This window comes from Streptomyces sp. Edi2 (genome assembly GCF_040253635.1).
Taxonomy (GTDB): Bacteria; Actinomycetota; Actinomycetes; order Streptomycetales; family Streptomycetaceae; genus Streptomyces.
Window position 1 is genome coordinate 2,493,369 of sequence record NZ_JBEJGX010000003.1, and the last position, 22,351, is coordinate 2,515,719.

At 71.1% G+C, this 22,351-nt stretch carries 20 protein-coding genes and 3 pseudogenes; 13 read left to right on the forward strand and 10 right to left on the reverse strand.

Annotated elements, in window-relative coordinates; translation table 11 throughout:
- Positions 1-82 precede the first annotated feature (82 nt).
- A complete protein-coding gene (locus ABR737_RS14360; protein WP_350250571.1) occupies positions 83-826 on the reverse strand; it encodes a bifunctional DNA primase/polymerase in 744 nt (247 codons plus the stop codon).
- A 163-nt stretch (positions 827-989) separates the two neighbouring features.
- Positions 990-1,589 carry a TetR/AcrR family transcriptional regulator gene (locus ABR737_RS14365; RefSeq protein WP_350250572.1) on the reverse strand — a complete coding sequence of 200 codons (600 nt, stop codon included), beginning with the start codon at positions 1,587-1,589 and terminating at the stop codon, positions 990-992.
- 161 nt (positions 1,590-1,750) lie between these two features.
- Here ABR737_RS14365 and ABR737_RS14370 point away from each other — a divergent pair, with 161 nt between their 5' ends.
- The gene (locus ABR737_RS14370) at positions 1,751-1,927 is read left to right on the forward strand and encodes a DUF6243 family protein (protein ID WP_350250573.1); all 177 of its coding nucleotides are present in this window, start codon (positions 1,751-1,753) and stop codon (positions 1,925-1,927) included.
- 34 nt (positions 1,928-1,961) lie between these two features.
- A pseudogene (locus tag ABR737_RS14375) lies at positions 1,962-2,051 on the forward strand (amidinotransferase); the annotation flags it as partial.
- Positions 2,052-2,320: 269 nt separating this feature from the next.
- Here ABR737_RS14375 and ABR737_RS14380 read toward each other — a convergent pair.
- From ABR737_RS14380 to ABR737_RS14395, 4 genes are all read right to left on the reverse strand, one after another.
- Complete coding sequence (locus ABR737_RS14380; RefSeq protein WP_350250574.1) at positions 2,321-3,310, reverse strand: small ribosomal subunit Rsm22 family protein; 990 nt, start codon at positions 3,308-3,310, stop codon at positions 2,321-2,323.
- A gap of 59 nt (positions 3,311-3,369) precedes the next feature.
- Positions 3,370-4,446: a serine hydrolase domain-containing protein gene (locus ABR737_RS14385; protein ID WP_350250575.1), complete on the reverse strand. Its 1,077-nt coding sequence runs from the start codon at positions 4,444-4,446 to the stop codon at positions 3,370-3,372.
- 56 nt (positions 4,447-4,502) lie between these two features.
- On the reverse strand, positions 4,503-5,837 hold the full coding sequence (locus ABR737_RS14390) for a multidrug effflux MFS transporter (protein WP_350250576.1): 1,335 nt from the start codon (positions 5,835-5,837) through the stop codon (positions 4,503-4,505).
- 135 nt (positions 5,838-5,972) lie between these two features.
- Positions 5,973-6,110 (reverse strand): hypothetical protein, encoded by a 138-nt coding sequence (locus ABR737_RS14395; RefSeq protein WP_350250577.1) that lies wholly within the window; start codon positions 6,108-6,110, stop codon positions 5,973-5,975.
- A gap of 155 nt (positions 6,111-6,265) precedes the next feature.
- On the opposite strand from ABR737_RS14395, the gene ABR737_RS14400 reads away from it, so the two are divergent.
- From ABR737_RS14400 to ABR737_RS14405, 3 genes and pseudogenes are all read left to right on the forward strand, one after another.
- A complete protein-coding gene (locus ABR737_RS14400; RefSeq protein ID WP_350250578.1) occupies positions 6,266-6,433 on the forward strand; it encodes a DUF4158 domain-containing protein in 168 nt (55 codons plus the stop codon).
- Complete coding sequence (locus ABR737_RS43920) at positions 6,430-6,657, forward strand: hypothetical protein (RefSeq protein ID WP_502964320.1); 228 nt, start codon at positions 6,430-6,432, stop codon at positions 6,655-6,657. Before ABR737_RS14400 ends, ABR737_RS43920 begins: the two co-directional genes overlap by 4 nt.
- A 288-nt stretch (positions 6,658-6,945) precedes the next feature.
- Positions 6,946-8,243 (forward strand): annotated as a pseudogene (locus ABR737_RS14405) (Tn3 family transposase).
- Positions 8,244-8,442: 199 nt separating this feature from the next.
- On the opposite strand, the gene ABR737_RS14410 reads toward ABR737_RS14405, so the two are convergent.
- Entirely contained in the window at positions 8,443-8,781 is a 339-nt protein-coding gene (locus tag ABR737_RS14410; RefSeq protein ID WP_350250579.1) for a helix-turn-helix domain-containing protein, read from the reverse strand.
- A gap of 1,067 nt (positions 8,782-9,848) precedes the next feature.
- Between ABR737_RS14410 and ABR737_RS14415 the strand changes: the two genes are divergently transcribed.
- Positions 9,849-11,090 (forward strand): PP2C family protein-serine/threonine phosphatase, encoded by a 1,242-nt coding sequence (locus ABR737_RS14415; protein ID WP_350250580.1) that lies wholly within the window; start codon positions 9,849-9,851, stop codon positions 11,088-11,090.
- Between the two features lie 87 nt (positions 11,091-11,177).
- A complete protein-coding gene (locus tag ABR737_RS14420) occupies positions 11,178-11,426 on the forward strand; it encodes a hypothetical protein (protein WP_350250581.1) in 249 nt (82 codons plus the stop codon).
- Positions 11,427-11,619: 193 nt separating this feature from the next.
- On the opposite strand, the gene ABR737_RS14425 is transcribed toward ABR737_RS14420, so the two are convergent.
- Positions 11,620-12,168, reverse strand: coding sequence for a DUF5994 family protein (locus ABR737_RS14425; protein WP_350250582.1), 549 nt, complete (start codon positions 12,166-12,168; stop codon positions 11,620-11,622).
- Between the two features lie 446 nt (positions 12,169-12,614).
- On the opposite strand from ABR737_RS14425, the gene ABR737_RS14430 reads away from it, so the two are divergent.
- Positions 12,615-13,622, forward strand: coding sequence for a recombinase family protein (locus tag ABR737_RS14430; protein WP_350250583.1), 1,008 nt, complete (start codon positions 12,615-12,617; stop codon positions 13,620-13,622).
- A 74-nt stretch (positions 13,623-13,696) separates the two neighbouring features.
- Here the strand turns inward: ABR737_RS14430 and ABR737_RS14435 are convergent.
- Positions 13,697-14,422 (reverse strand): annotated as a pseudogene (locus ABR737_RS14435) (alkaline phosphatase D family protein); the annotation flags it as partial.
- A 165-nt stretch (positions 14,423-14,587) separates the two neighbouring features.
- Here ABR737_RS14435 and ABR737_RS14440 point away from each other — a divergent pair.
- The 3 genes from ABR737_RS14440 to ABR737_RS14450 all read left to right on the forward strand — a co-directional run bounded on the left by ABR737_RS14440 (position 14,588) and on the right by ABR737_RS14450 (position 17,821).
- On the forward strand, positions 14,588-15,535 hold the full coding sequence (locus ABR737_RS14440; RefSeq protein WP_350250584.1) for a DUF4429 domain-containing protein: 948 nt from the start codon (positions 14,588-14,590) through the stop codon (positions 15,533-15,535).
- 49 nt (positions 15,536-15,584) lie between these two features.
- Entirely contained in the window at positions 15,585-16,520 is a 936-nt protein-coding gene (locus tag ABR737_RS14445) for an SDR family oxidoreductase (protein WP_350250585.1), read from the forward strand.
- A 251-nt stretch (positions 16,521-16,771) separates the two neighbouring features.
- Complete coding sequence (locus ABR737_RS14450) at positions 16,772-17,821, forward strand: peptidase (protein WP_350250586.1); 1,050 nt, start codon at positions 16,772-16,774, stop codon at positions 17,819-17,821.
- Between the two features lie 54 nt (positions 17,822-17,875).
- On the opposite strand, the gene ABR737_RS14455 is transcribed toward ABR737_RS14450, so the two are convergent.
- On the reverse strand, positions 17,876-19,588 hold the full coding sequence (locus ABR737_RS14455; protein ID WP_350250587.1) for a CocE/NonD family hydrolase: 1,713 nt from the start codon (positions 19,586-19,588) through the stop codon (positions 17,876-17,878).
- An 827-nt stretch (positions 19,589-20,415) separates the two neighbouring features.
- On the opposite strand from ABR737_RS14455, the gene ABR737_RS14460 reads away from it, so the two are divergent.
- Positions 20,416-20,931, forward strand: a complete 516-nt coding sequence (locus ABR737_RS14460) for a hypothetical protein (RefSeq protein ID WP_350250588.1) — start codon at positions 20,416-20,418, stop codon at positions 20,929-20,931.
- The gene (locus ABR737_RS14465; RefSeq protein ID WP_350250589.1) at positions 20,924-22,267 is read left to right on the forward strand and encodes an MAB_1171c family putative transporter; all 1,344 of its coding nucleotides are present in this window, start codon (positions 20,924-20,926) and stop codon (positions 22,265-22,267) included. Before ABR737_RS14460 ends, ABR737_RS14465 begins: the two co-directional genes overlap by 8 nt.
- Positions 22,268-22,351 lie beyond the last annotated feature (84 nt).

Below are 22,351 nucleotides of genomic sequence, written 5' to 3' on the forward strand. Positions count from 1 at the left end.
CTCGTGCGCAAAGGGCCGTCGGGGTGACCCGGCGGCCCTTTCGGTGTGCGTACGGGGTGAGCGGAGGGGGTAGCGGGCCCGCTCAGCGGCCGATCGGCCAGGCCGCCGCCTCGTGGTGGTGCGGCTCGCGGTCGTTGAACTCCGCGCAGGCGTCGGTGAGCGATTCCAGCAGCGTCAGCGGGTCGGGCAGGGCCAGCTCGGGGCCGCGCAGCCAGCTCACCGCGGGCTGGTCGCCGGGCAGCGCCGAGGGCGGCAGCAGCACATAGCTGCCGCGGCAGTGCCAGCGCAGCCCCGGGTGCTCGTCCATGGTCTCGGGGTGGCAGTCCAGCTCGCAGGGCCACCACTCGTCCTCGTCGTCCGGGGTGCCGCGGGTGGCGGTGAAGAAGAGCATCCGGCCGTTGAAACCGGCGCCGCTGAGGGTGATCGGCCCGACGTCGATACCCGCCGCGTCCAGCCGTCCCAGGGCGCTGCGGCCCGCCTCGGCGGGGACGTCCAGCACATCGTGGTTGATGCCGGTGGCGGTGATGAAGTTGGCCTGCGGGAGGGTGCGGACCCAGGCGGCGGCCTTGTCGCGGTCGGTGGTGGCGACGGTCTGCCAGCCGAACGAGACGGGATGGCGGGCGGGGGTGGGACAGCCGATGCGTTCACAGGAACAGCCGTAGCCGGAGGGGTGCGCCGCCGGAGCCACCGGGAAGCCCGCGTCGGCCGCCGCCAGCAGCAGGTCCTCGCGGCTGCGCGCAGCCGCCGATCCCGTGTCCGTATCGCCGCCGTCCGATCCGCTCTTCGGCCGGCGCAGCCACTGGGAGAACCTGCTCTTGCGTTCCATCTATCCCCTCACTTCGAGCGGTGGTCTGGGATCAATGCTGCCACCATCCTGCGCCTCGGGTGACCGGTGTGGAGATCCGGGGTGAACGAAGGGCGGACCAATACCGGCAATTCAGGTCATCGACGACAGGATGCCGCCGCCGGCGCCCGGCCGGCCGGTGCGCTCAGCCGCGTGGCCGCAGGCCGCGCAGCACCTGGTCGACAAGGGTGTCGACAAAGTCGTAGGTCAATTCGCCGGTACGCATCAGCCAGCGCTGTGAGAAGGGACTCAGCAGCATCTCGACGGCGATCCGCACATCGACGCCGTCGGCGATCTCGCCGGCCTCCCGAGCTGCCCGCAGCCGGTCGACGTAGACCTGGATGCCGGGCTCCATCAGCCGCGCGACGAAGGTACGGGAAAGCTCCTCGTCGTTGGCGCCGGCGGCCGCGAGGGCGCGATAAGGGGCCTGGAACGCCGGATCGTTGAATTCGTCGACCGTGGCACGCAGCACGAACTTCAGGTCCGCGGCCAGGTCGCCGGTGTCCGGGAGACCCTGCGCGGAGTAGTCGTCGACGCCGACGGTGAAGGCATCCAGCAGGACGGCGGCCTTGGAGGGCCACCAGCGGTAGATCGTCTGCTTGCCGACCCCGGCCCGGGAGGCGACGCCTTCGATCGTGAGCTTGTCGTAGCCCACCTCACCGACGAGGGCGAGGGCGGCATCGAAGATCGCCCGGCGGGAGCGTTCGCTGCGGCGGGTGGGGTCGGGGGCTGCTTTGTCGGCCATGCGGCGAAGTCTAGCCAGAGGGAGGCGAGACGTATCGTCTTGACGAGACGAACCGTCTCGCCCATGATGAATGGCGAGCGAGACGGTCCGTCTCGTTCGGTGCGGAGGAAAAGGCTGCAGAGGAAGAGCTCAAGAGGAAAGCGACGAGGAAGGGGAATTCCATGAGCAAGGGAAACGCGGGCGGGATGCTCGGGGTCGGCGGCACCCGCGCCAAGCTCTCGCGCGGCGCGCTGCGCGGCGGCGGCACCGCGGACCGCGGCGGCCGGGGGCGGCTCGATGCCCAGGAAAGGCGCCGTGAGCTGCTGCGCAGGTTCCAGGAGCGGGCGCAGGAGGAGTGAACCGGGGACCACCCCGAACGGTGCACGGGTCCGCGGGAGCCGGGCCGCGCCGACCCGGCTGTTCCCCGACGCGCTGCTCGCCGGCCCGGCCGATGCGGCGGCGTTCGGGCTGAACGCGGTGTCATCCCGCGGGGGCGGGTGCGGCGCCGTGGGGGTTCCCGGGGTTCGCCTTCGGCGGGAGGGGGTGGGGTGGGCTGTGGCCCCGAGTGCGTGGGTGGTGCGGTGCCGGGGGCTCCGGGGCGTGGTGCCGGACTGCTTCGCTTTACGTCCGGCACCACGCCCCTCCGCCCCCGGCACCTCGCGTTCGCGTGGGGGCCGCAGTCCGGTGGGACAGGAGGGTCAGGCAGGGACGGGCCCGGTGGGGGTGGGCTCAGGACCGCCGCGAGGGTGCGGTCAGGACCAGTCGTCGCCCCAGGAGGCGTCGCGGGCGGCGCGGTAGTGGGTGCCGTGCCGCTTGGTCACCGTGGTGCGCTGCAGGCCGTCCTGCGTCGTGCAGAGGTCCAGGAGGACCTGGCCCTTGCGGAGTTGGGGCTTGCGGATGATGCGGGCGGGGGCGGGGGTGGCGTCGAGGGTGGTCGCGGCCACGTAGCTGAACTTTTCGTCCTCGTACGGGAGGGTGCCGCCCTTCACCTGGCGGTGGAGCGAGGAGCGGTTGACCCGGGCGGCGAAGTGGCACCAGTCTCCCCCAGCTGCCGCTGGGGGCTCCCCCGCCCCGGGGACAAGCGGGACGATCGGGCAGGTGTCGCCGTGCGGGCAGGGGGCGACGATGCGCAATCCGGCCTCGGTGAGCTGGGTGCGGGCCTCGCGGATGCGGAGGTAGCCCTCGGGGGTGCCGGGTTCGATCAGGACGACGGTACGGGCCGCGGTGGCCGCCGCGGCGACGACAGCGCGGCGGTCCTCGGGGCGCAGCTCCCCCAGGACGTAGGAGACGGTGACCAGGTCCGTGCCGGCGGGGACCGCCAGGCCCTCGCCGATGGTCGCCCGCTGCCAGGTGGTGTCGGGGAGGGTCTTGGCGGCCAGTTCCCTGCCGAGGTCGAGGGCGGGCTGTGCCCAGTCCAGGACGGTGCTGCGGGGGCCTTCCCAGATGGCCGCGGTGGCCCAGGTGGCGGCGCCGGTGCCACCGCCGATGTCGACATGGGTGGCCGGGGACCAGTCCGGGACCCGCGCGGCGAACGCGGCCAGCGCCGCCCGTACCGCCTCGAAGGTGGCCGGCATGCGGTAGGCGGCGTACGCGGCCACATCCGCGCGGTCGCGCAGGACCGGGGCGTCGGTGGGGGTACGTCCCCGGTAGTTGGCGATCAGCCGCTCGACGGCCTGCGCGGCCTGTTTGGGCGGCAGGCCGTCGAGCAGGCCCGCCAGCGCGGCGCGCAGTTCCTCGTGCATGGGGGAAATTCTACGGGGCCCGGTGGGATGCCATGTCTGGTCCATGGACGCCTGCCCGGTCAGGTGGCGCGGGAGACCGCGCGGGCCAGCCGGGTGGCGGCCGCGGCACGGGGAGCGCTGCCGCCGTTGTGGCGGCGGGGGTGGACGGTGTTGGCGAGGAGAACGAGGAAGGTGTCGGTGGCCCGGTCGAGGACCAGGCTGGTGCCGGTGAAGCCGGTGTGCCCGGCCGCGCCGCGACCCGCCAACTCGCCCATGAAGTACGGCTGGTCGACGCCGAAGCCCAGGCCCGGCGGGTCGAGGAGGGCGGCGACGGTGTCGGGGCCGAGGATCCGGGCCGTGCCGTAGGCGCCGCCGTTGAGCAGGGTGCGGCACAGCACGGCCAGGTCCTGGGCGGTGGAGAACAGGCCCGCGTGGCCGGCCACGCCGCCCAGCGCCCAGGCGTTCTCGTCGTGCACCTCGCCGCGGACCAGGCCGCGGTCCGCCTTGGCCCAGGGCCGCCGCTGGTCCTCGGTCGCGGCCACGCCCTGCGGTGCCAGCGGGCCGTAGGAGGTGCTGGCCATGCCCAGCGGGCCGGTGATGCCGTCGCGGATCAGGGCGTCGAGCCGGTGTCCGGTGCGCTGCTCCAGGAGCAGCTGGAGGGCGATGAGGTTGAGGTCGGAGTAGCGGTGTGCGGTGCCGGGGCGGCCGCTGGGGGACGCGGCCTCGGCCCACAGGAGCGCCAGTTGGGCGGCGCGGGTCCGGTGGTCGTGGAAGGGCAGCTCGGGGGCGAGGCCGGAGGTGTGGGTGAGCAGCTGCCGGACGGTGATGCCGGGGGCGAAGGCGGGCAGGTCGGCGCGGACCTCGTCGTCGAGGGCCAGCCGGCCGCGTTCGATCTGCTGGACGGCGGCGATGGCGGTGAAGAGCTTGCTGAGCGAGGCGAGGTCGAAGACGGTGCCGACCCGCATCGGCTCCCACAGGTCGCGGGGCAGATCGAGGCCGCGCTCTCGCTCGGGGTCGTAGGCCCGGTAGCGCAGTGCCCAGCCCGCCGCGGCCTCGGCGGCGACGACGGGGCCGCGGCCGGCCAGGACGACGACACCGGGGGCCCAGGGCGGACGCCCCTCGGGCAGCGCCCGCACGCCGCGGACCAGCCGCTCCATACAGGCGGGGTCCAGTCCCGCCCGGGCGGGCGTGCCGTAGGTGAGTCTCGGTGCGTTCAGAGCCTGGTCCTCTCGCCGGCCGTGCTCCCGTTGCTCTCCCCCCTACGCTGCCACGGGCGGCACATTCCCAGGAAGCTCACGAGCGCCAATATGGCGCAGGAGAGCTGTACGAGGGCCATCGGCAGGGCCGTTCGCTCGCCCGCGATGCCCACCAGCGGCGAGGCCACCGAGCCGAGCAGGAAGGTGGAGGTGCCCAGCAGCGCGGAGGCGGAGCCGGCCGCATGCGGGGTGCGCAGCAGCGCGAGCGTGTTGGTGCTCGGCATGACCAGGCCCATCGCCGACATGAGGACGAAGAGGCCGGCGGCCACCGGGACCAGGCCGGGACGGCCGAAGACGCCGGAGGACATCACCAGCAGCCCGGCGGCGGCGAGCGCGATCACGGCCAGTCCGGTGCCGAGCACCTTGTCGAGGCTGACCCGGCCGACCAGGACCTTGCCGTTGAACTGGCCGACACACACCAGGCCGACCGAGTTGAGGCCGAAGAGCAGGCTGAAGGTCTGCGGGGAGGCGCCGTAGATCTCCTGGATGACGAACGGCGAGGCGGAGATATAGGCGAAGAGCGCGGCGAAGCCGAAGGCGCCGACGAGGAGGTAGCCGGAGAAGGCGCGGTCGGCGAGCAGGTCGCGCATGGTGCGCAGGGCCTGGCCGAGGCCGCCGGGGTGGCGGCGGGCGGGCGGCAGGGTCTCGTCGAGCTTGCGCCACACCAGGAGGGTGAGCGCCACCCCGACGACCGTGAGGACGACGAACACGCCGCGCCAGTCGGTGATCCGGAGGATCTGGCCGCCGATGAGCGGGGCGACCACCGGCGCCGCTCCGGAGATCAGCATCAGGGTGGAGAAGAACCGTGCCATCGCCACGCCGTCGTACAGATCGCGGACCACCGCCCGGGCGATGACGATCCCGGCGGAGCCCGCCAGGCCCTGCAACAGGCGGCAGCCGATGAGGAGTTCGGCGGTGGGGGCGAACGCGCACAGCGCGGTCGCCAGGATGTAGATCACCATGCCGGCCAGCAGCGGGCGGCGGCGGCCCCACTTGTCGCTCATCGGGCCGACGATCATCTGGCCCAGCGCCATGCCCGCCAGGCAGGTGGTCAAGGTGAGCTGGACGGTGGCGGCCGGGCTGTGCAGGGCCGCGGTGACCTGCGGCAGGGCCGGCAGATACATGTCCATGGAGAGCGGCGGGACCGCCGTGAGGCCGCCGAGGATGAGGGTGACGAGGAGGCCGGTGCGGCGGGACGCGGGCAGCGGGGCCGGTGTGTGCGGTGCTGCTGCCGCGTCCCGCTCGGCTATGGCGGGAAGGTCCGTGGAATCGGCCGCGCCGGGCTCCGTCATCAGGGTCTCCATGGGTTCGTCGAGGGCGGCACCATGGTGTCATGCACAAGGCGGCTCCCGGCGGGTTCCTGACCGGTCCCTTGGACGGAAACCGGACGTTTTGGGGTCCTAGGACGAAGGTCCCGGTCGGCCCCGTCAGGCGGGCTTGAGTCCCGGATCACCCGCCTCGGAGACGAAGGAGGCGGCGGTGTGCACCGGCGCCCCGGGGGTGGTGACGGCGGAGACCGTGCGGTAGTCGGCGCGGGCGGTGTCCTGGCCGAGGGTGACGGTCACATAGCCGCGCCGGCCGTTGTACGGCCTTGGGGCACAGCGGTACAGCGGTTAACGCCAAGCCGGTGATCATGGGCATCTAGCACAGGTGATCGGCCTGGCGCCGGGGTTCGGCAGAAGATCGCTGGGCGGCTGCGGGCGTCGTTAGCGTCAGGTCCATGCCAGTGGAGTTCTTGACCGACGAGCAGGCGGCTTCGTACGGGAAGTTCAACGAGGAGCCGACGCGGCCGGAGCTGGAGCGGTTCTTCTTCCTCGATGACGAGGACCGCAAACGAGTCGAAGGCGCTGGCGGCGTCGACTGGCGGCGCGGGTGCTGGCCGGGGTGAAGCGGCTGCCCGCGCTGGCTCGGCGGCGGGTGAAGGACAAGCCGCTGCTGCCGCGCGAGGTCGACGACAAGCTGGTGCCGGCCGCCTGGCGCAAGGCGGTCTACGCGAACGCCGATCTGCCGCAGGGGTCGGTGGACCGGGATGCGTACGTGGTGTGCGTGCTGGAGCAGCTGCACCGGGCCCTGAACAACCGCAACGTGTTCGCCTCCCCCTCGCACCGGTGATCCGACCCGCGCGCCCGGCTCCTGGACGGGGCGGCGTGGGACGCAGTGTGCGAGGACGTACTGGCCGGGCTGAGCCTGGACATGCCCGTGACCGAGCACCTGGCGGAGCTGGTGCGGGCCCTGGACGCGGGCTGGAAGCAGATGGCCGAGCGCCTAGAGTCGGCGGGCAAGGACGCGAAGGTGTCGCTCGACGTCCTGCCGAACGGCCGGGTGAAGCTGAACGTGGAGAAACTCGGCGCGCTCGGCGAACCGAAGTCGCTGGCCTGGCTGCGCAAGCGGGTCGAGAAGATGCTCCCGAAGATCGACCTGCCGGACCTGCTCTTCGAGGTTCACTCCTGGACCGGGTTCCTCGACGCCTTCGTGCACCTGGGCGACGGCACCACCCGCATGAAGGACCTGACCACCTCGGTCGTCGCGCTGCTGGTGAGCGAGGCGTGCAACATCGGCATGACCCCGGTCACCAACCCCGGCCACGAGGCCCTGACTCGCTCCCGCCTGGTCCACGTCGACCAGTTCTACCTGCGCGCCGACACAATCGCTGCGGCGAACGCGAAGCTGATCGAGGCCCAATCCGAGGTCCCGATCGTGCAGTTCTGGGGTGATGGGCTGCTGGCCTCGGTCGACGGGCTGCGGTTCGTGGTCCCCGTGCGCACGATCAGCGCGGCGCCGTCGGCCGAAGTACTTCGGGTTCAAGCGCGGCATCACCTGGCTCAACGCCGTCAACGACCAGGTCGTAGGGATCGGGCAGATGGTGGTGCCCGGCACGCCGCGCGATTCCCTGCACTCCTGGACGCGCTGCTGAACCTGGACGGCGGGGTGAAGCCGGAGATGGTGGCCACCGACAACGCCTCCTACTCCGACATCGTGTTCGGGATCTTCAAGATCCTGGGCTATGACTTCAGCCCTCGGTTCAAGGACCTGGACGACCAGCGGTTCTGGCGGGCGACCACACCCGGCGTTCAGACGGGGACGTACGGCGTGCTGGAGCCGCTCGCGCGGAACCGGGTGAACCTGAAGATCGAGACGTGGTGGCCGGACATGCTCCGGGTCGCGGGCTCACTGGTCACCAACCAGGTCCGCGCCTATGACCTGATGCGGATGTTCGGCCGCGAGGGCCACCCTCCCCGCTGGGGCAGGCTTTCGCGGAGTACGGGCGGATCGCGAAGACCGAGCACCTGATGCGGATGGTCGACCCGGTCGACGATACCTACCGTCGGCAGATGAACCGGCAGCTCACCGTGCAGGAGTCCCGCCACAAGCTCGCCCGCGACGTGTGCCATGGCAAGCGCGGCACCATCCACCAGGCGTACCGCGACGGCATGGAGCACCAGCTCGGCGCGCTCGGCCTGGTCCTCAACGCCATCGTGCTGTGGACGACCCGCTACCTCGACGCCGCCGTCGCCCAGCTCCGCGCCGAGGGGCACGAGATCCCGGGTGAGGACATCGCCCGGCTCTCCCCGCTCAAGCACCGCAACCTGAACCTGCTCGGCCGCTACAGCTTCACCGCCTCCACCCCGGCCGGGGGCGGGCTGCGGCCCCTGCGCGACCCGGACGCCGCCGAACTCGACGAGGACGACGAGGAGTAGACGGTCCTGGCGTCCTCCCCGGGAGCCGGATCGTTGTCCAGGCAGAGGAGCCGGGCCGAGGAGGGCCCGGCCGGGGCCGCCTCGACGCGGGAGCCGAGTGACTCTCGTACTGCCGCGAGGTGGCTGTACGAACCGGACGGCATGCGTGATGTATGCGGCGACCGTGCGTTCCCGGGGGAGTTGCGGGTCTCATTCCGCTTCAGACGGCGGTCGTCGGGTTCGAGGATCCGGCAGCGTTGCGGTGTTCGGCGTTGATGCGCTGGGCTTCTTCGAGCTGGTCTTCGAGAATGACGATGCGGCAGGCGGACTCGATGGGCGTGCCGTGGTCGACCAGCTCGCGGGCGCGGGCGGCGATGCGCAACTGGTAGCGGGAGTAGCGGCGGTGGCCGCCGGCGGAGCGCAGCGGAGTGATCAGGCGGGCTTCGCCGAGGGCGCGCAGGAAGCTGGGGCTCGCACCGAGCATCTCGGCGGCCCGGCCCATGGTGTAGGCGGGGTAGTCGTCGTCATCGAGACGGCCGAAGGAATCGTCTGCTGTCATGTCACCTCTCTGTGGAACGCGTGGAGGGGCCCGGGCGCTTGTTCGCGCCCGGGCCCCGAAGGAACTGCTACACCATCTGCCGGCCCTGGTACTGCGCCGGCCCTCTGTTTCCGCAGACCCGACCGAGATGCTGTCGGGGGTGCGGGGATCGCGGTTGCTTGACCGGAGACCACCTCACTATCGATGTCCTGCGGTACCCGGACTCGACAATCCGTCCGGGCGATCCTGATGGCGCCTGGTTCCTCCGTTCTTCCCTCTGAATGAACTGCCTTACCAAACGGGGGACTGCGTACTGCTGATACTGCGAACTGCTTGTACTGCCGGTGATGCGTACTGCTGGTGGCCTGTGCGAGCGCCACTCTTCGGCAGCCAGCCCCGTCGCCCGTCCTGCGTCTGCTCTGGCTTGGAACCCCACTGCCGAACCTCCCGGTGCGCGCGCCCGCAGCCGACGCCTTCACCGAGGCACTGCTCACTTCACTGCTGGGTACTGCCACTGCGTCAACTGCTGTCGGCGGCCCCTGATGACTGCGGGCCACCCGGTCCGGTCGCCAGTCCCGTCGCCGTCCTGCAACTGCTCTGGCTTCGAAACTCCGCCACCGCACCGTCCTGCGTACTGCGACTACCTGTACTGCTGCCCGGCAGTTCGTCTCTGCCGGGCCCTTCGATCTCTCTGGCTACGAGAGAAACCATAACCGCACCACCGCCCCATGTCTACTCCAGCCAGCACAGATTTTTGCGTGTCCGGTGGAGAGGCAATCGGCCCCCGCCGGGAAGGCCGCACGGCGTGGCTCCACCCGGCTTAACCGCCTAAGGACGGGGCATAAGCACCGGGCAGGCAGCTCCGGCGATCAGAGACCAGGGTGACCTGATGGACACGATGAGCGTCGACGTCGCAGCCGACCAGCCCGCAGCTCCTGGCCGGGTGTGACATGCCGCCGTTGGCGTAATCGGCTCGTTGCGCCGGTTGGCCGCGGCAGGCTGTGCGGATTGACGGTCGTATCAGGAGCCCGTGTGTACCGATCACGTGATTGGGTCTTCGAGCGGATCCGTCAAGGGCGAGTGCGGCTGTGACGGCAGGAGAGTCGCAGCCCGAAAAGGGCACGGTGGACCGGTCGGAAGGATTCGGTGAGCGGCTGCTGGGGGTGCTGCTGGACCAGGCCCACGAGATGCCACCGCATCTGATCGCCCCGCTGATCGTGGAGGTGGTGGCCGGGGTCGGGGGCCGTGATGTCTCGGTCCTCCTGCAGGACTACGAACAACTGATGCTGGTGCCGCTGCCGGGTAGGCGGCTGACCGTCGGCGAGCGCGCGCCGATTGATGGTTCCCCCGCCGGCTCGGCCTTCCGGAGCGGAACCCCCGTCGAGGTGCCGCAGGCAGACGGCGTGCGGATCTACCTGCCGTTGCTGGGCGGCAGCGACCAGGTGGGGGTGCTGGCGCTCACCCTGGACACCGTCGTCGACGACGACCGGCGGCTGCTGCACCGGCTGGCCGGCCTGGCCGCCCACATGCTGGTCGCCAAGAACAGCTACACCGACCAGTTCTTCCAGACCCGACGGCGCGAGCCGATGAGCGTGGCCGCGGAGATCCAGTGGTCCCTGCTGCCCCCGCTGTCGATGTCCACCCCGCAGGTCGCGGTAGCCGGCATCCTCGAACCCGCCTACAAGGTCGCCGGCGACAGCTTCGACTACGCCCTCAACGACGACATCCTGCACGTCGCCACGGTCGATGCGATGGGCCACGGCCTGGACGCCGCCACCATGGCGACCGTCGCCATCGGCGCCTATCGGCACGCCCGCCGCACCGATGTCGGGCTGTCCGAGATCTACGCGTTCATGGACCGAGCCATCGCCGGGCAGTTCGGGCCCGAGCACTTCGTCACCGCACAGATGATGCGCCTGAACGTTGCGACAGGCCACCTGCAATGGGTCAACGCCGGCCACCCTGCGCCGCTGCTGATTCGCAACCACCAGGTCGTCCGGCAACTGCACAGCCCCACCACCTTGCCGGTCGGCTTCGGCGGCGACGAGCCCCAGCTCAGCGAGCAGACACTCCAGGTCGGCGACCGGGTGCTGTGCTTCACCGACGGCCTGATCGAGGAGCACGATGTCCGCGGCGAACAGTTCGGCGAGGAGCAACTCATCGCCTGGGTCAACCGCATCGAGCACGCCGAGGAAGGGGTCCGGGCGGCGGTGCGCTCCCTCTCCCACACCCTGATCCGGGAGCGGGGCGGGATCACCAGCGACGACGCGACCCTCTTCCTGATCGAGTGGCGCGGGGGTGCCGCCGACCACCTCGCCACCCTGGAATGAGCCGATACCGCCTGACTGGTGGCGCGGCCGCTGGCGGTGACTCTGGCATGTCACGCGAGAAGACCGCGAGGGATCTATCGTCAAGGTATGAGCGTGTTCATCAAGCTGGTGGAGAACCGGCCCCCCAAGGAATACGCGGAGCTGGCGGCTGCAGATATCTCCTACGACGACGTCACCGAAGGCGAGTCGCCCGCCACATACGAGTACGACCTGCTTCCGAGCGGCGCATTGCGGATCCTCAGGGTGACCAAAGGCGAAGCCGCTGTCGTCGAATCGATCTACGCTCCCGGACTCTGGTTCCGTGTCCAGGGGCAGTGGCGCGGTAACGCGGAATAGCAAGCACTCTGCCGGCTGCTGGGCCCGGTCGTCGGTGCTTGAGATCCAAGCAGAATGTGCTCATGCTTCGCGTCAGCCTACGGAATCACGTCGGAAACTACCTGCAGGTGTACCGTGGATTGTGGGTTGCGCACTCTCACGTGTTGCGCCTGAAAGGACGGCCCCGGCGGTTTCACCGGGGCCGTTTCGAGGATCACGCTGAGTGAGCCGGCGCCGTCGCACGGGCACCATGGCCGCCCTCGGAGTCCCAGACCGCTTCTCGGGCCTGGTCGGCTTCTGTCACGATCCGGTGGAATTCGGCCCTCTCCAGCAGATCACTCGCTGTGCGGCTGCGCAGCGGACCGGTAGCCGCGGTCATCAGCCAGGCGGCGATGGCCGGATCCGTCTGCGGCGGAATCACCAGCAGGTCCCAGCGGCCGACGGTGTAGGAGAGCAGCAACAGCTTGTGGGGGTCTTGCTCGGCCTTGAACCAGCCGACGCTCACCACGTGCCCATCAACGGGCACCTTCCGTGGGATGACCGGCCACAGGGTCGGGTTCACCGTGACATGCGTGATGCGCCCCCAAAGGGGATCCAGCACCGCTGTCAACGCAGGAAGTTCCGCCGCCAGGTCGCGGGAGCGGGGCCACCAGGCACCGTCCAGAAGAGCACCAGGGGTGTCCGTTGAGGCGAGCGTGAGACGCAGCGGCAGCGAAAAAGTCCGCTCCTCGACCGCCGACGTAAACAGAATGGTCGCGGTCATGACGCGGACCTGTCCCCGGGCCGGTGTACACCGGCCCGGTGTTGTGAATCGCCGAGAACGACAGGAGCTTAGAAACTCTTATGCGAAATGTCCTCGGTAATTTCAGGATACTCCCGGATACAGCCCGCCGGGCGGTTTCGGGGCTACGGATATCAGGGCATTCTGACGGGTCTTCGAACTTGAGCGGTGTACGCGGCCGGCGGTGCTGACCTGTCGTCGCGATGTTGACTCACGGTGGGCGGGGAACACCGGAACGAAAATCGGCGCTACGGCCAGCCGCCGGGCGTTCCCCGGCCACGGGTGTCACGCACGGTTATTCTCATAAATGTTCATCTGTGAGAGTTCTGCGAGAGCCCCCGCAGTGATCACGTTTTCGCAGGTCGCCGTTCGCAAAAGTCCTCTCGAAACCCGCATGTTGTGCGAGGCACTTCTGAGGGAATCCCGGCATGGATCTCACGCCCGATCGGGCCGCATCGGCGGTAGAACGTCACGACTGTCCGAACTGTGACGCCCCCGCGGGCAGCGCTTGTCGCACCCGCGGCGGGAAGACCGCTGCGAAGTACCACACCCCGCGCTTCGTCCTTGTCCCCGCGCTCCGCGAGGAACTGGAAGTGCTCGTCCCCGCCGACCGCCACCCGGGCCGCGCGTGGAAGCAGGGCCCAGCGCTCGCCGTCGTGCCCGCGCCCCGCACCGAGCGCCCGGTCCGCATCGGGTACGCCAGGACGTCCACCGCCCGGCAGGAGCTGGCGAGCCAGCTCGAAGCCCTCCACCGCGCCGAGTGCCACAAGGTCTTCAAGGAACAGATCAGCACCCGGGTCAAGGTCCGTCCCGAGCTGGAGAAGGCGCTCGCCCTGGCCCACCAGTTCAAAGAGGCCGCCCCGGAGACGCCCGTCATCCTCACGGTGCACGAGCTCAAGCGCCTCGCCCGCAACGCGGCCGAACTGATGGCGCTGTCCGCCGAGCTCCAGGCCGGCGGCATCCAGCTCGAACTCCTCACCGGCCCGCTCACCGGGATCTACGACCCCAACGGCATGGGCGCCATGTTCTTCGCCGTCCTCGCCGTCGCCGGGCAGATCGAGCGCAACTACATCCGGGAGAAGACCCTCGAAGGCCAGGTCATCGCCGCGTCCAAGGGCAACCACGGCGGACGCCCGAAGGTCATCGACGACGACATGCTCACCTTCGCCGTCGCGCTGAAGGACAAGGGCGTTCCCGTCCCGGAGATCGCGAAGAAGCTGACGATCAGGATGGGCAAGAACGCGGGCAAGTCCCCCTCGGTCGCCTCGCTCTACCGGGCGCTCGCGGAAGCCGAGGCCGCCGCGGTCGACGACGGCCTGCCGCTGCGGCCCAAGCCCGTCCGCATCCGTCGGCCCGACGACCCGCTCACCCCCGAGGAGATCGACCTCCGCGAACGGCTCCAGGCTCAGCCCCACCCGAACGCCGAGACCCGGTAGGTCCGCCCCCGACCGGCCTCAAGTCCATGATCACCGGCTTAGCGTTAACCGCTGTACCGCTGTGCCCCAAGGCCGGCGTAGCGCAGCCGGTAGTCCTCCAGGCTGACCGTCTCCCGGTTGAAGACCGCGGGCAGCGTGCGGTCGGTGTAGTTGCGGGCGCCGCCGGCCGCGCCGACCGGGTACTCGTAGAGGTAGTCGCCGAGGTGGAAGACGACGTCGAGGTCTTCCTCGGCCAGGTGCCGGTAGGCCGTGAAGTAGCCGTCGTGGTAGGCCTGGCAGGAGACCGCGGCGAGCTTCAGCTCGGAGAGCCGGGCGGCGCGGGCGGGAGCGGTGCGGGTGCGGCCGACGGGGCTGATCCAGCTGCCGGCGCGGAAGCGGTAGTAGTAGACGCGGTCGGGCGCGAGGCCGGTGGGTTCGATGTGCACGGAGTGGTTGAACTCCGGGTGGGCTTCGGCACGGCCCTGGCCGGCCAGCCGCTGGAAGCGCTCGTCGTAGGCGACTTCCCAGCGGACGGTGCCCCTGGCCTCCGGCATTCCGTTGCCCTGCTCGTACGGCCTAGGTGCGAGCCGGGTCCACAGCACCACGGAGCCGGGCTGCGGGTCCCCGGAGGCGACACCGAGGGTGAAGGGGTTCTCGGTGATCTTCCGCGCATCGGCCTCGGCGGCGTAGGCGCCGCTGCCCGGGAGGTTGGTCGTGAAGGCGAGCGCGGCGGCGGCTCCGGTGACGGTGAGAAAGCGGCGGCGGCCGAAGTGTGCGGCGGCGGCCCGGAGCTCCTGCTCGTGCGGTCCGCGGTGCGTCATCTGGCCCTCCCCTGGCGGCGGTTGTCACCGGTGATTGCAGGGCCGCGGGACGGCGCGGCGCTGTCCCGTGCACGACGCAGGCATGACAGCTGGATGAGGGCCGGTCCCGCAACGGACGCCGTCGGACAATCACGGCACCCGCCGTGCCTCCGTAGGATTCGGGGCATGGCTGAACTGATGGTGCGCGACGGCACCTGGACCTTCGACGACGAGGCCGTGCGGATCGTGCCGGGGCACGAGCGCGGAGTGCACAAACTACGTCAGGATCTCGGCGAGTTCACCGTGCCGCTGATCGCGATAGCCGGGATCGCCTACGAACCGGCCCGCAAGGGCGGCCGGCTGCGACTGCGACTGCGGGAGGGCGCCGATCCGCTGCTGCAGGCCACCGGTGGCGGGCTGCCGGACGAGGCGAACCCGTACCAGATGGCCGTGGACGCCGCGCGGGTCGATGTCGCCGAGTACTTCGTGGACGCGGTGCGCCAGGCCCTGCTGCTGGAGCAGATTCCGGACGGGCCCGCCGACCGCTATCTGCTGCCCGGACCGTCCGTCCCGCTGTCGGCCGCCGGGGTGGACGGCATCGCCTCCTTCGACGGTGAGCGGGTGCACCTCGAATGGCGCTGGAACACCAGCGAGACCAAGCGCAACCAGGGCCCCAGGGACTTTGCGCTGGCCGATCTGGAAGCGGTGGAGTGGCGGGCCGCCGCCGGGCTGGAGTCCGGCTATCTCCGCTTCCGGACGCACGGGTCGGCCGACCGGATCGCGCCGGAGCACGACCCCCATGCCATCGAACTGTGGGGCTTCAAGAAGGAGAGCGGCACGACGGCGCTGCTGGCGGCCGCGGTCGCGGCGCGGCTGCCGCACCCGTCGGCCGGCCCCGGCAAGGCCCTGACGGCGAACGCGCCGGCCCTGTCTGCCTCCCCGGCCCTGCCGGCCGCCGCGGCACCCGCCCCGGCCGCTCCCCCGGCAGCCGGCGCGGCCCCCGCCGACGACCATGACGCCCTGCTGCGCCGGCTGCGCGAACTGGGCGAGCTGCGCCGGGAGGGCATCCTCACCGAGGAGGAGTTCACCGCCACGAAGGCCGCGGTGCTGCAGCGCTTCCACACCGCGGACTGAGGCGCGGCGGCTGCCCGTCCGCCCGCCGTACGCCGTTTACGCTGCCGCCATGGCAGAGAACACAGAGCCGGCACGGATCGCGCGGACGACGCCGAGGGCACGGGCCGGGCAGGTGGGCGGCACGGCAACCGCGGACCGGCCCACGCTGCCGGCACCGGCCTCGCGGGGCGGGCAGAGCGCGCAGACGGCACCGACACCGCAGGAGGCACGGCAGGGCGGGGCCCCGCACCGGAAGGTGGCCGTGGTCACCGGCGCCGGCTCCGGCATCGGACGGGCGGTCGCCCATGCGCTGATCGCCGCCCACTGGACGGTGGTCCTGGCCGGGCGGCGCGCGCAGGCACTGGCCGAGACCTCCCGGCTGGCGGGCCCGCTGGACGCCGGCGGCCCCGCGGTCCTGACGGTGCCGACCGATGTCACCCGCCCCGACGAGGTCGACGCCCTCTTCGCCGCCGCCCGCGAACACTTCGGCCGGGTCGATCTGCTCTTCAACAACGCGGGCACGTTCGGCCGGGCGGTGCCGCTGGAGGAGCTGTCCGCTGACGACTGGCGTGCGGTCGTGGACGTCAACCTCACCGGCTCCTTCCTCTGCGCCCAGGCCGCGTTCCGCGCCATGAAGTCCCAGGAGCCGCAGGGCGGACGCATCATCAACAACGGCTCGGTCTCCGCGCACGCGCCGCGCCCGCACTCCGTCGCGTACACCGCCACCAAGCACGCGATGACCGGTCTGACCAAGTCGCTCTCCCTGGACGGCCGTCCGTACGGCATCGCCTGCGGCCAGATCGACATCGGCAACGCGGCGACCGAGATGACCGGCCCGATGCAGACCGGCACTCTGCAGGCGAACGGCCAACTGGCGGTGGAGCCGGTGATGGACGCGGCGGACGTGGCCCGCACGGTGGTGCACATGGCGGAGCTGCCGCTGACCGCCAATGTGCAGTTCGCGACGGTGATGGCGACCACCATGCCGTATATCGGGCGGGGTTGAGGGTAAGGCCGCGGGGGCGGAAGGCGGGCCGGGGCGCCGGGCCGGATGGCGGCACCCGGCCGGCCGGGTGCCGAGCCGCCGCACCGCTCCGGCGCGTCGAATCCCCGTACGACCCCTGCCCTCCTGTCGCTTCCGGTGGCACCCTTACCTCGGATCCGCACCACTCATCTGCCGGGGCCGCCCGCGCGCGGCCCCGTTCCCCCGCGGCCGGCGCGCCCCGTCGCGCGCGGCCCCCGCAGAAGGAGTTACGCGTGAGACGAACCGTTCGCGGCATACCGGCAGTGCACGGCACACCCGCGCCACACCGCGTGCACCGGTCCCGGGCCGCCCTCGGCACCCTGACCGCCGCCGGTACGCTGCTCGCCCTGCTGCTCCCCACCGGCTCGGCCGCCGCCACCCCGCCGAGCTCCCACCGCTCCCCCGCCCCGCGGACCGCCCCCGGCGCCTTCTGGACCGCCGAACGGATGCGCAGCGCCGTTCCCCTGGACCTCGCCGCACCCGCGCAGCACGCCCCCGCCACCGCGGTCCCGCGCAGCGCCCCGCTGAAGGTGGCCCCCACGCTCCCGCGGCTCCCGCAGGCCTCGAAGGCACCGTCCGCCACGCCGCTGCTCCCCGGCACGCTCCCCCAGGCCGGCGGGCCCTGGACCGGCGGCGGCGCGGTCACCAAGACCACCGGCCGGGTGTTCTTCACCTACCAGGGCCGTACCGCCGCCTGTTCCGGTGACGCGGTGACCAGCGGCAACAAGAGCACCGTGCTCACCGCGGGGCACTGTGTGAAGCTGGGCGGCGTCTGGCACACCGACTGGATCTTCGTCCCCGGCTACCACGACGGCGAGGCGCCGTACGGCAAGTGGGCGGCGGCCAAGACGCTCTCCACCCCGCAGTGGACCGCGAGCGAGGACATCAACTACGACGTCGGTGCCGCGGTGGTCGCCCCGCTCGACGGCAAGAAGCTCACCGATGTCGTCGGCGGCCAGGGCCTGTCCTTCAACTCCGGCTACAGCAAGGCGATGTACGCCTTCGGCTTCCCCGCGGCCGCCCCGTACGACGGCAGCAAGCTGATCTACTGCAGCGGCACCACCTTCAAGGACCCGCTGTTCTCCGGTGACCACGGTCTGGCCTGCAACATGACCGGCGGCTCCAGCGGCGGCCCCTGGTTCACCTCGTTCGACGAGAAGACCGGCACCGGCCTGCAGTCCTCGGTGAACAGCTTCGGCTACCAGTTCTGGGCCAACACCATGTTCGGCCCGTACTTCGGCGACGACGCCAAGAACCTCTACACCACGGCCCAGTCGTCCTGACCTCCGGCCCGCGCCTCGGGGGGGGGCCGTACGGCCGGACCGCGTGCGGCCCCCTCACCCACCGTCCTTTCCCGGCACGACCGGCAGCAGCAGGAAAGACGGCTGCCTCCCCCCGCTGATCAGCGTCGTCCGGCCCGCGTAGACGTCCGAGCCCCGGTCCTCGGCATCCGTGTGCACGAAAGCGCCGTTGCCCCGCATGGCGACCCCCGACGCCGACGGCCACGGCCCCTCCCCCGGAAACTCGAAGTCCCGGCCCTGCACCGAGACGCCGAGGCGGTAGCCGGCCGGGACCACCACCGACGTCGGCCAGATCTCGATGTGCAGGTCGACGGGTTCGCCGGGGGTGAGCGGCTGCCGCTCGTCGAAGGTGTGCCAGGGCCGGTACGGCTCGCTGCGCGCGGGGTCGAGCTTGCGCAGCGAGGCCCGCAGCCAGCCCAGTCCGACCGCCCCGTGCGGGTCCATCGCGCTGACGAAGGTGACATCGCGGCCGCCGGGGTCCTGCACCCGGAGGGTGAGGAACAGGTCGGCGTCCGTGGTCGACGAGGCCACCCGCAGCGACGCGGAGGCGGGCCCGGTCAGCTCCAGTTCGTCCGTCAGGGGCTCGGTCCAGAACGTCAGACCGTCGCCGAGCGCGTCGAAGCCGGCACTCCGCTCGGCGGGGGCTGCCGCCGGAGCGAGCGCCAGGCGGTCGAGATCGAGGTGGAACGCCGTCCACTTCGTGCGCGCCAACGGCCACTTCTCTTCCGGCCGTTGCTCAAAGCGGCCGTCGGCCCGCCGGACGTTGAGGAGGACCGGCGGCTGGTCGTCCCAGCCGGTGTCGCGGCCCTGGAGGAAGTGGCCGAAGAACCGCTTCTGCAGGCCGACGCCGTAGTCCGTGTAGAACTCCACCCAGTGCTGCAGCCCATGCACTTCCAGCCACTTGCGGTCACTCGCGACCCCCGCATACCCCTCGAACCCGCCCCGTGTGTGCAGGTGATGCGCCCAGTTGACCGCGGACAGCACGGGGACGGTGATCCGCGGCAGGTCCGCGGTCCGCTCCCGGTAGTACGCGTCGAGCAGCGCATGGTCGTGCAACGCGCCGACCGTGTCGGCCGCGTTCTTCGCCCGCTCCTCGTCGCTCAGCACCCCGGGACCGGTGACCGGCACGCCCGTGATCCGGTGCCAGGGGCTGCCGGCCACACCGTGCTGCACCGAGGCGACCTGCACCGGGTACCACTGCTGCAGAAAGGTGTGCAGGATCCCGCCGTGGTGGCTGAGTTCACGGTAGAAGTCGGTGCCGCCTTCCCACGGGCAGATGGCCGCGAGGTGCGGCGGCCGGAGCGCGGCGACCTGCCATTGGTTGACCGCGTAGTACGAGATGCCGAGCAGCCCCACCTTGCCGTTGCTCCAGGGCTGGACCCCCGCCCACTCGATGCACTCGTAGTAGTCCCGCGTCTCGCGCGGCGAGAAGATGTCCAGGTAGCCCGGTGACCGACCGGCACCACGGGAGTCGACCCGGATCACCACATACCCGTCGGGCACCCACTTCTCCGGATCGGCCGTTTCCCAGTTCTGGTAGCGGTTCGAGGACCCGGCGACGGCATCCGGGTGCTCGTCCGCCAAGGTGCGCCACATGGGGGCGAACCCCTCCTGAAAGGCGAGCCCCTTGGCGTACGGCCCATGGCTCATGATCACGGGGTGGGTCGCACCGTCGTCCGGCAGGAACACATCGGCGCGGAGCTCGACCCCGTCGTCCATCGTGATCGGCGCATCCCAGTCGACGAGCATCACACCGTCCTCGGAGCAACCCCCGAAGCACTGAGCACTGCCGCGGCGCACGCCCCACCGTCCGGGCCGACGGGCGGCACCGCTCCCGCCTCCCATTGTCCGCGGGGATCGGCGGGGGCGCCATGGCATGAGGGCGGGGCGCCAGGGGGCCGCCGGGGGACGACAGGGGACGCCAGGGGACGCCGGGGGGGCAGGCCGCCCGGCAGAGACGGCCACGGCCTGCGGCCGGGCCGGCAGGGACGGCCGAGCCCGCCGGGTTCGTCCTTGCACACCCCTCTGACCAGCAGGTATCCCAGGATCCCCAGGTATCCCGCCCGCGGGGCCGCCCGGAAGCGCCGGGTAACTTGTCCCTCACCAAGAGCAGGGGCCTGCACTACACTCTCGCCAGTCGAAATGGGTTGGACATGCAGCGAATTGCGGGCCGGTACGGGCGTTCCGGCAGGCAGGGGCGCCCTCGAAGCACCGGCGGGGAGGACGGACCGCGTCCGGACCGGCCCCGTCTTCGGCCGGAGAAGGCCTTCCTCCGTCTCGTCCCGCCGGAAACATGCCGTGCGGTATCCCTCGGTAGCCCTACAGTCACTCTGGCTGAGACCGGTCCGGCCCTCAGGACCGGCCCCGCCCTACCCCCACGCCCCTCCGACACCCACCGAACCCGCCCTCTCCCCTGTCCCCGTACCGTCCCCTCTTCACCCCGAGCGCAGCGACAGCCGTAGGAGTATCCGTTCATGTGGTGGCCCCGCCGTCATGGTTCAGCGCAGCGTGCAGCGCTGCCGCAGCCCCCTCACCACCGGCCTCCCAGCTCCCCGTGGACCTCGCTCCGAGAGCAGTTGGCGGTCCTCTTCGCCACCTGGTCCGTCACCCGTCTCGTCCACCGCGATCTCCGGCTGTCCGGTGTACGGGACATGCAGGGCCTCGTCGACGCGGTGGCCGTGCGGCGCGACAAGCCGATCACGATCACTGAAGTGCCGCTTCCTCAGCAGGTGTCCGGCTTCTGTGCCCGCGGCAAGGACCGTGACTTCATCGTGGTGGACTCCACCGCGAACGAACTGACCCGCCTCCACGCCAGCCTTCACGAGCTGTTCCATCTCTGGGAGGAGCATCCGGCCGACGACGGCTCCTCCGACCAGCTCATGACCGAGGAAACCGTGCGGCAGCTGCTGCCCGGGCTGAAGACGGGACCGGTGCTGCAGGTCCTGAACCGGTCGCACTACGACAGCGCCCATGAACGACGGGCGGAGGCGTTCGCCACCGTGATGCTTCAGCGTCACCTCGAACTGCGGCGCGATCAGAGCACCAACGGGTTCCTCTCCTCGGCGCTCTCCCACCGGAGGTCCGGTGTCTGAGAGCACGTCGAACGTCGTCTACCTGGCCATTGCGATCATCGACTTCGTGATTGCCGGGTGGAAGTGCCTGGCGCTGCTGCGCGATCCCACCCCCACGCTGTCCTTGATCACGGTGAACTTCGTGGCGTCCGGCCTGGTGTTCACCATGGCCGCGCCCATGGGGTACCGGAGGCTGGGCGAACTCGCCGGCGTCCCCAGCTTCGCCACCCTCCCCGTCTACATCGGCATCCTCACCTGCTTCTCCCTGCTCCATCTGCTCACGATGCTGTGGGATCCCCGGTTGCGGCAGCGTCCTGCGGTGCTGCGCCGCAGGGTCACCCTGTGGTCCGCGGCCTACGTCGCGGCGCCGGCCGTCATGGTGGCGGCGTTCTGCTCCGCCGACCTGTCCGGCCCGGCGGACCCCCTGAAATTCAATACCGACTTCGCGACCGAGCCGCTGATCCAGGTGTTCCTGGGTGTCTTCCTCGCCACGCTGGCCTGCGGAACCCTGAGCACCTACCGGCAGTGCCGCATGGTCAAGCTCGAAGACCCCCGATTCCAGCGCGCGCTGCGCTCCTTCGGCATCGCGATGCTGTTCGTCTTCAGCTATGTGGTGTGCTGCGCCCCCGCCATCACACTGGCCGCCCTGGGCAATCACACCCTGGACACGGTAGGGGTCCTCGGCTCCACCTTCGGCTCGATCGGCGCCCTGATCACCAGCTACGGCCTCTCGGGAGCCGCGGTAGGCGCATGGCTGCGCGAACGGCGTGACATCAAAGCCCTGCAGCCGTTGTGGGATCTCGTCGTCGAAGGGGTCGACGAGGACCTTGCCTTCAGCGTGGACAGCGCACGCAGCCATCGCCTGGCATGGAACGTCGGTTTCAACCTGCACCGCCGCGTGATCGAGATCCTGGACGGGATGCGGGCGCTGCGCCCCTGGGTGTCGCCGCTGCCCGCGGCAGCCGTATACGCCGCGTACGAACACGAGCCGTCCCGGGGGAAGGCTGACGCCCGCCGCCTGACGGAGCGGGACCTGGAGGCCGCCGCCACGGCCGCCGCCCTGCGGGACGCGGCCCAGCGCCTGCAAGCCGCTAGGCGCGAAGCGGCGCTGCGGGGATATCCCGGTCATCCCCAGGCCCCCGGAGGCCCGCAGGTGGCGCTGCCGGGCGAGGACACCCCCGCCTCCGACGAACGCCAACGGCTGTTGCGCGTCGCCCAGGCGCTCACCGCCCCGCTGGTCGCCACGGCACTGCAGGCGGTGCGTGTGCAGCGTTCCGGCACCGGGGGGCGCGAGGCGTCCCAGGTGACCGAGGTGCCCCAAGTGACCGAGGCATCCGAGGTGCCCGAGCGGCCGTAGGGGGTGTCTCTCCCCCGGTCGGCGCGGCCTCGGCAAACCGGGAGGAGAGCCCTGTGCCCGCCCGACCCGCCTGACTCATCGTGC

Coding starts and splice junctions, on each gene's coding strand:
- ABR737_RS14430 (WP_350250583.1), top strand. CDS start 12,615: ATGGATCTCACGCCCGATCGGGCCGCATCGGCGGTAGAACGTCACGAC.
- ABR737_RS14410 (WP_350250579.1), bottom strand. CDS start 8,781: ATGACAGCAGACGATTCCTTCGGCCGTCTCGATGACGACGACTACCCC.
- ABR737_RS14400 (WP_350250578.1), top strand. CDS start 6,266: ATGCCAGTGGAGTTCTTGACCGACGAGCAGGCGGCTTCGTACGGGAAG.
- ABR737_RS14385 (WP_350250575.1), bottom strand. CDS start 4,446: ATGGAGCGGCTGGTCCGCGGCGTGCGGGCGCTGCCCGAGGGGCGTCCG.
- ABR737_RS14380 (WP_350250574.1), bottom strand. CDS start 3,310: ATGCACGAGGAACTGCGCGCCGCGCTGGCGGGCCTGCTCGACGGCCTG.
- ABR737_RS14390 (WP_350250576.1), bottom strand. CDS start 5,837: ATGACGGAGCCCGGCGCGGCCGATTCCACGGACCTTCCCGCCATAGCC.
- ABR737_RS14445 (WP_350250585.1), top strand. CDS start 15,585: ATGGCAGAGAACACAGAGCCGGCACGGATCGCGCGGACGACGCCGAGG.
- ABR737_RS14420 (WP_350250581.1), top strand. CDS start 11,178: ATGAGCGTGTTCATCAAGCTGGTGGAGAACCGGCCCCCCAAGGAATAC.
- ABR737_RS14440 (WP_350250584.1), top strand. CDS start 14,588: ATGGCTGAACTGATGGTGCGCGACGGCACCTGGACCTTCGACGACGAG.
- ABR737_RS14360 (WP_350250571.1), bottom strand. CDS start 826: ATGGAACGCAAGAGCAGGTTCTCCCAGTGGCTGCGCCGGCCGAAGAGC.
- ABR737_RS14370 (WP_350250573.1), top strand. CDS start 1,751: ATGAGCAAGGGAAACGCGGGCGGGATGCTCGGGGTCGGCGGCACCCGC.
- ABR737_RS14365 (WP_350250572.1), bottom strand. CDS start 1,589: ATGGCCGACAAAGCAGCCCCCGACCCCACCCGCCGCAGCGAACGCTCC.
- ABR737_RS14425 (WP_350250582.1), bottom strand. CDS start 12,168: ATGACCGCGACCATTCTGTTTACGTCGGCGGTCGAGGAGCGGACTTTT.
- ABR737_RS14455 (WP_350250587.1), bottom strand. CDS start 19,588: ATGCTCGTCGACTGGGATGCGCCGATCACGATGGACGACGGGGTCGAG.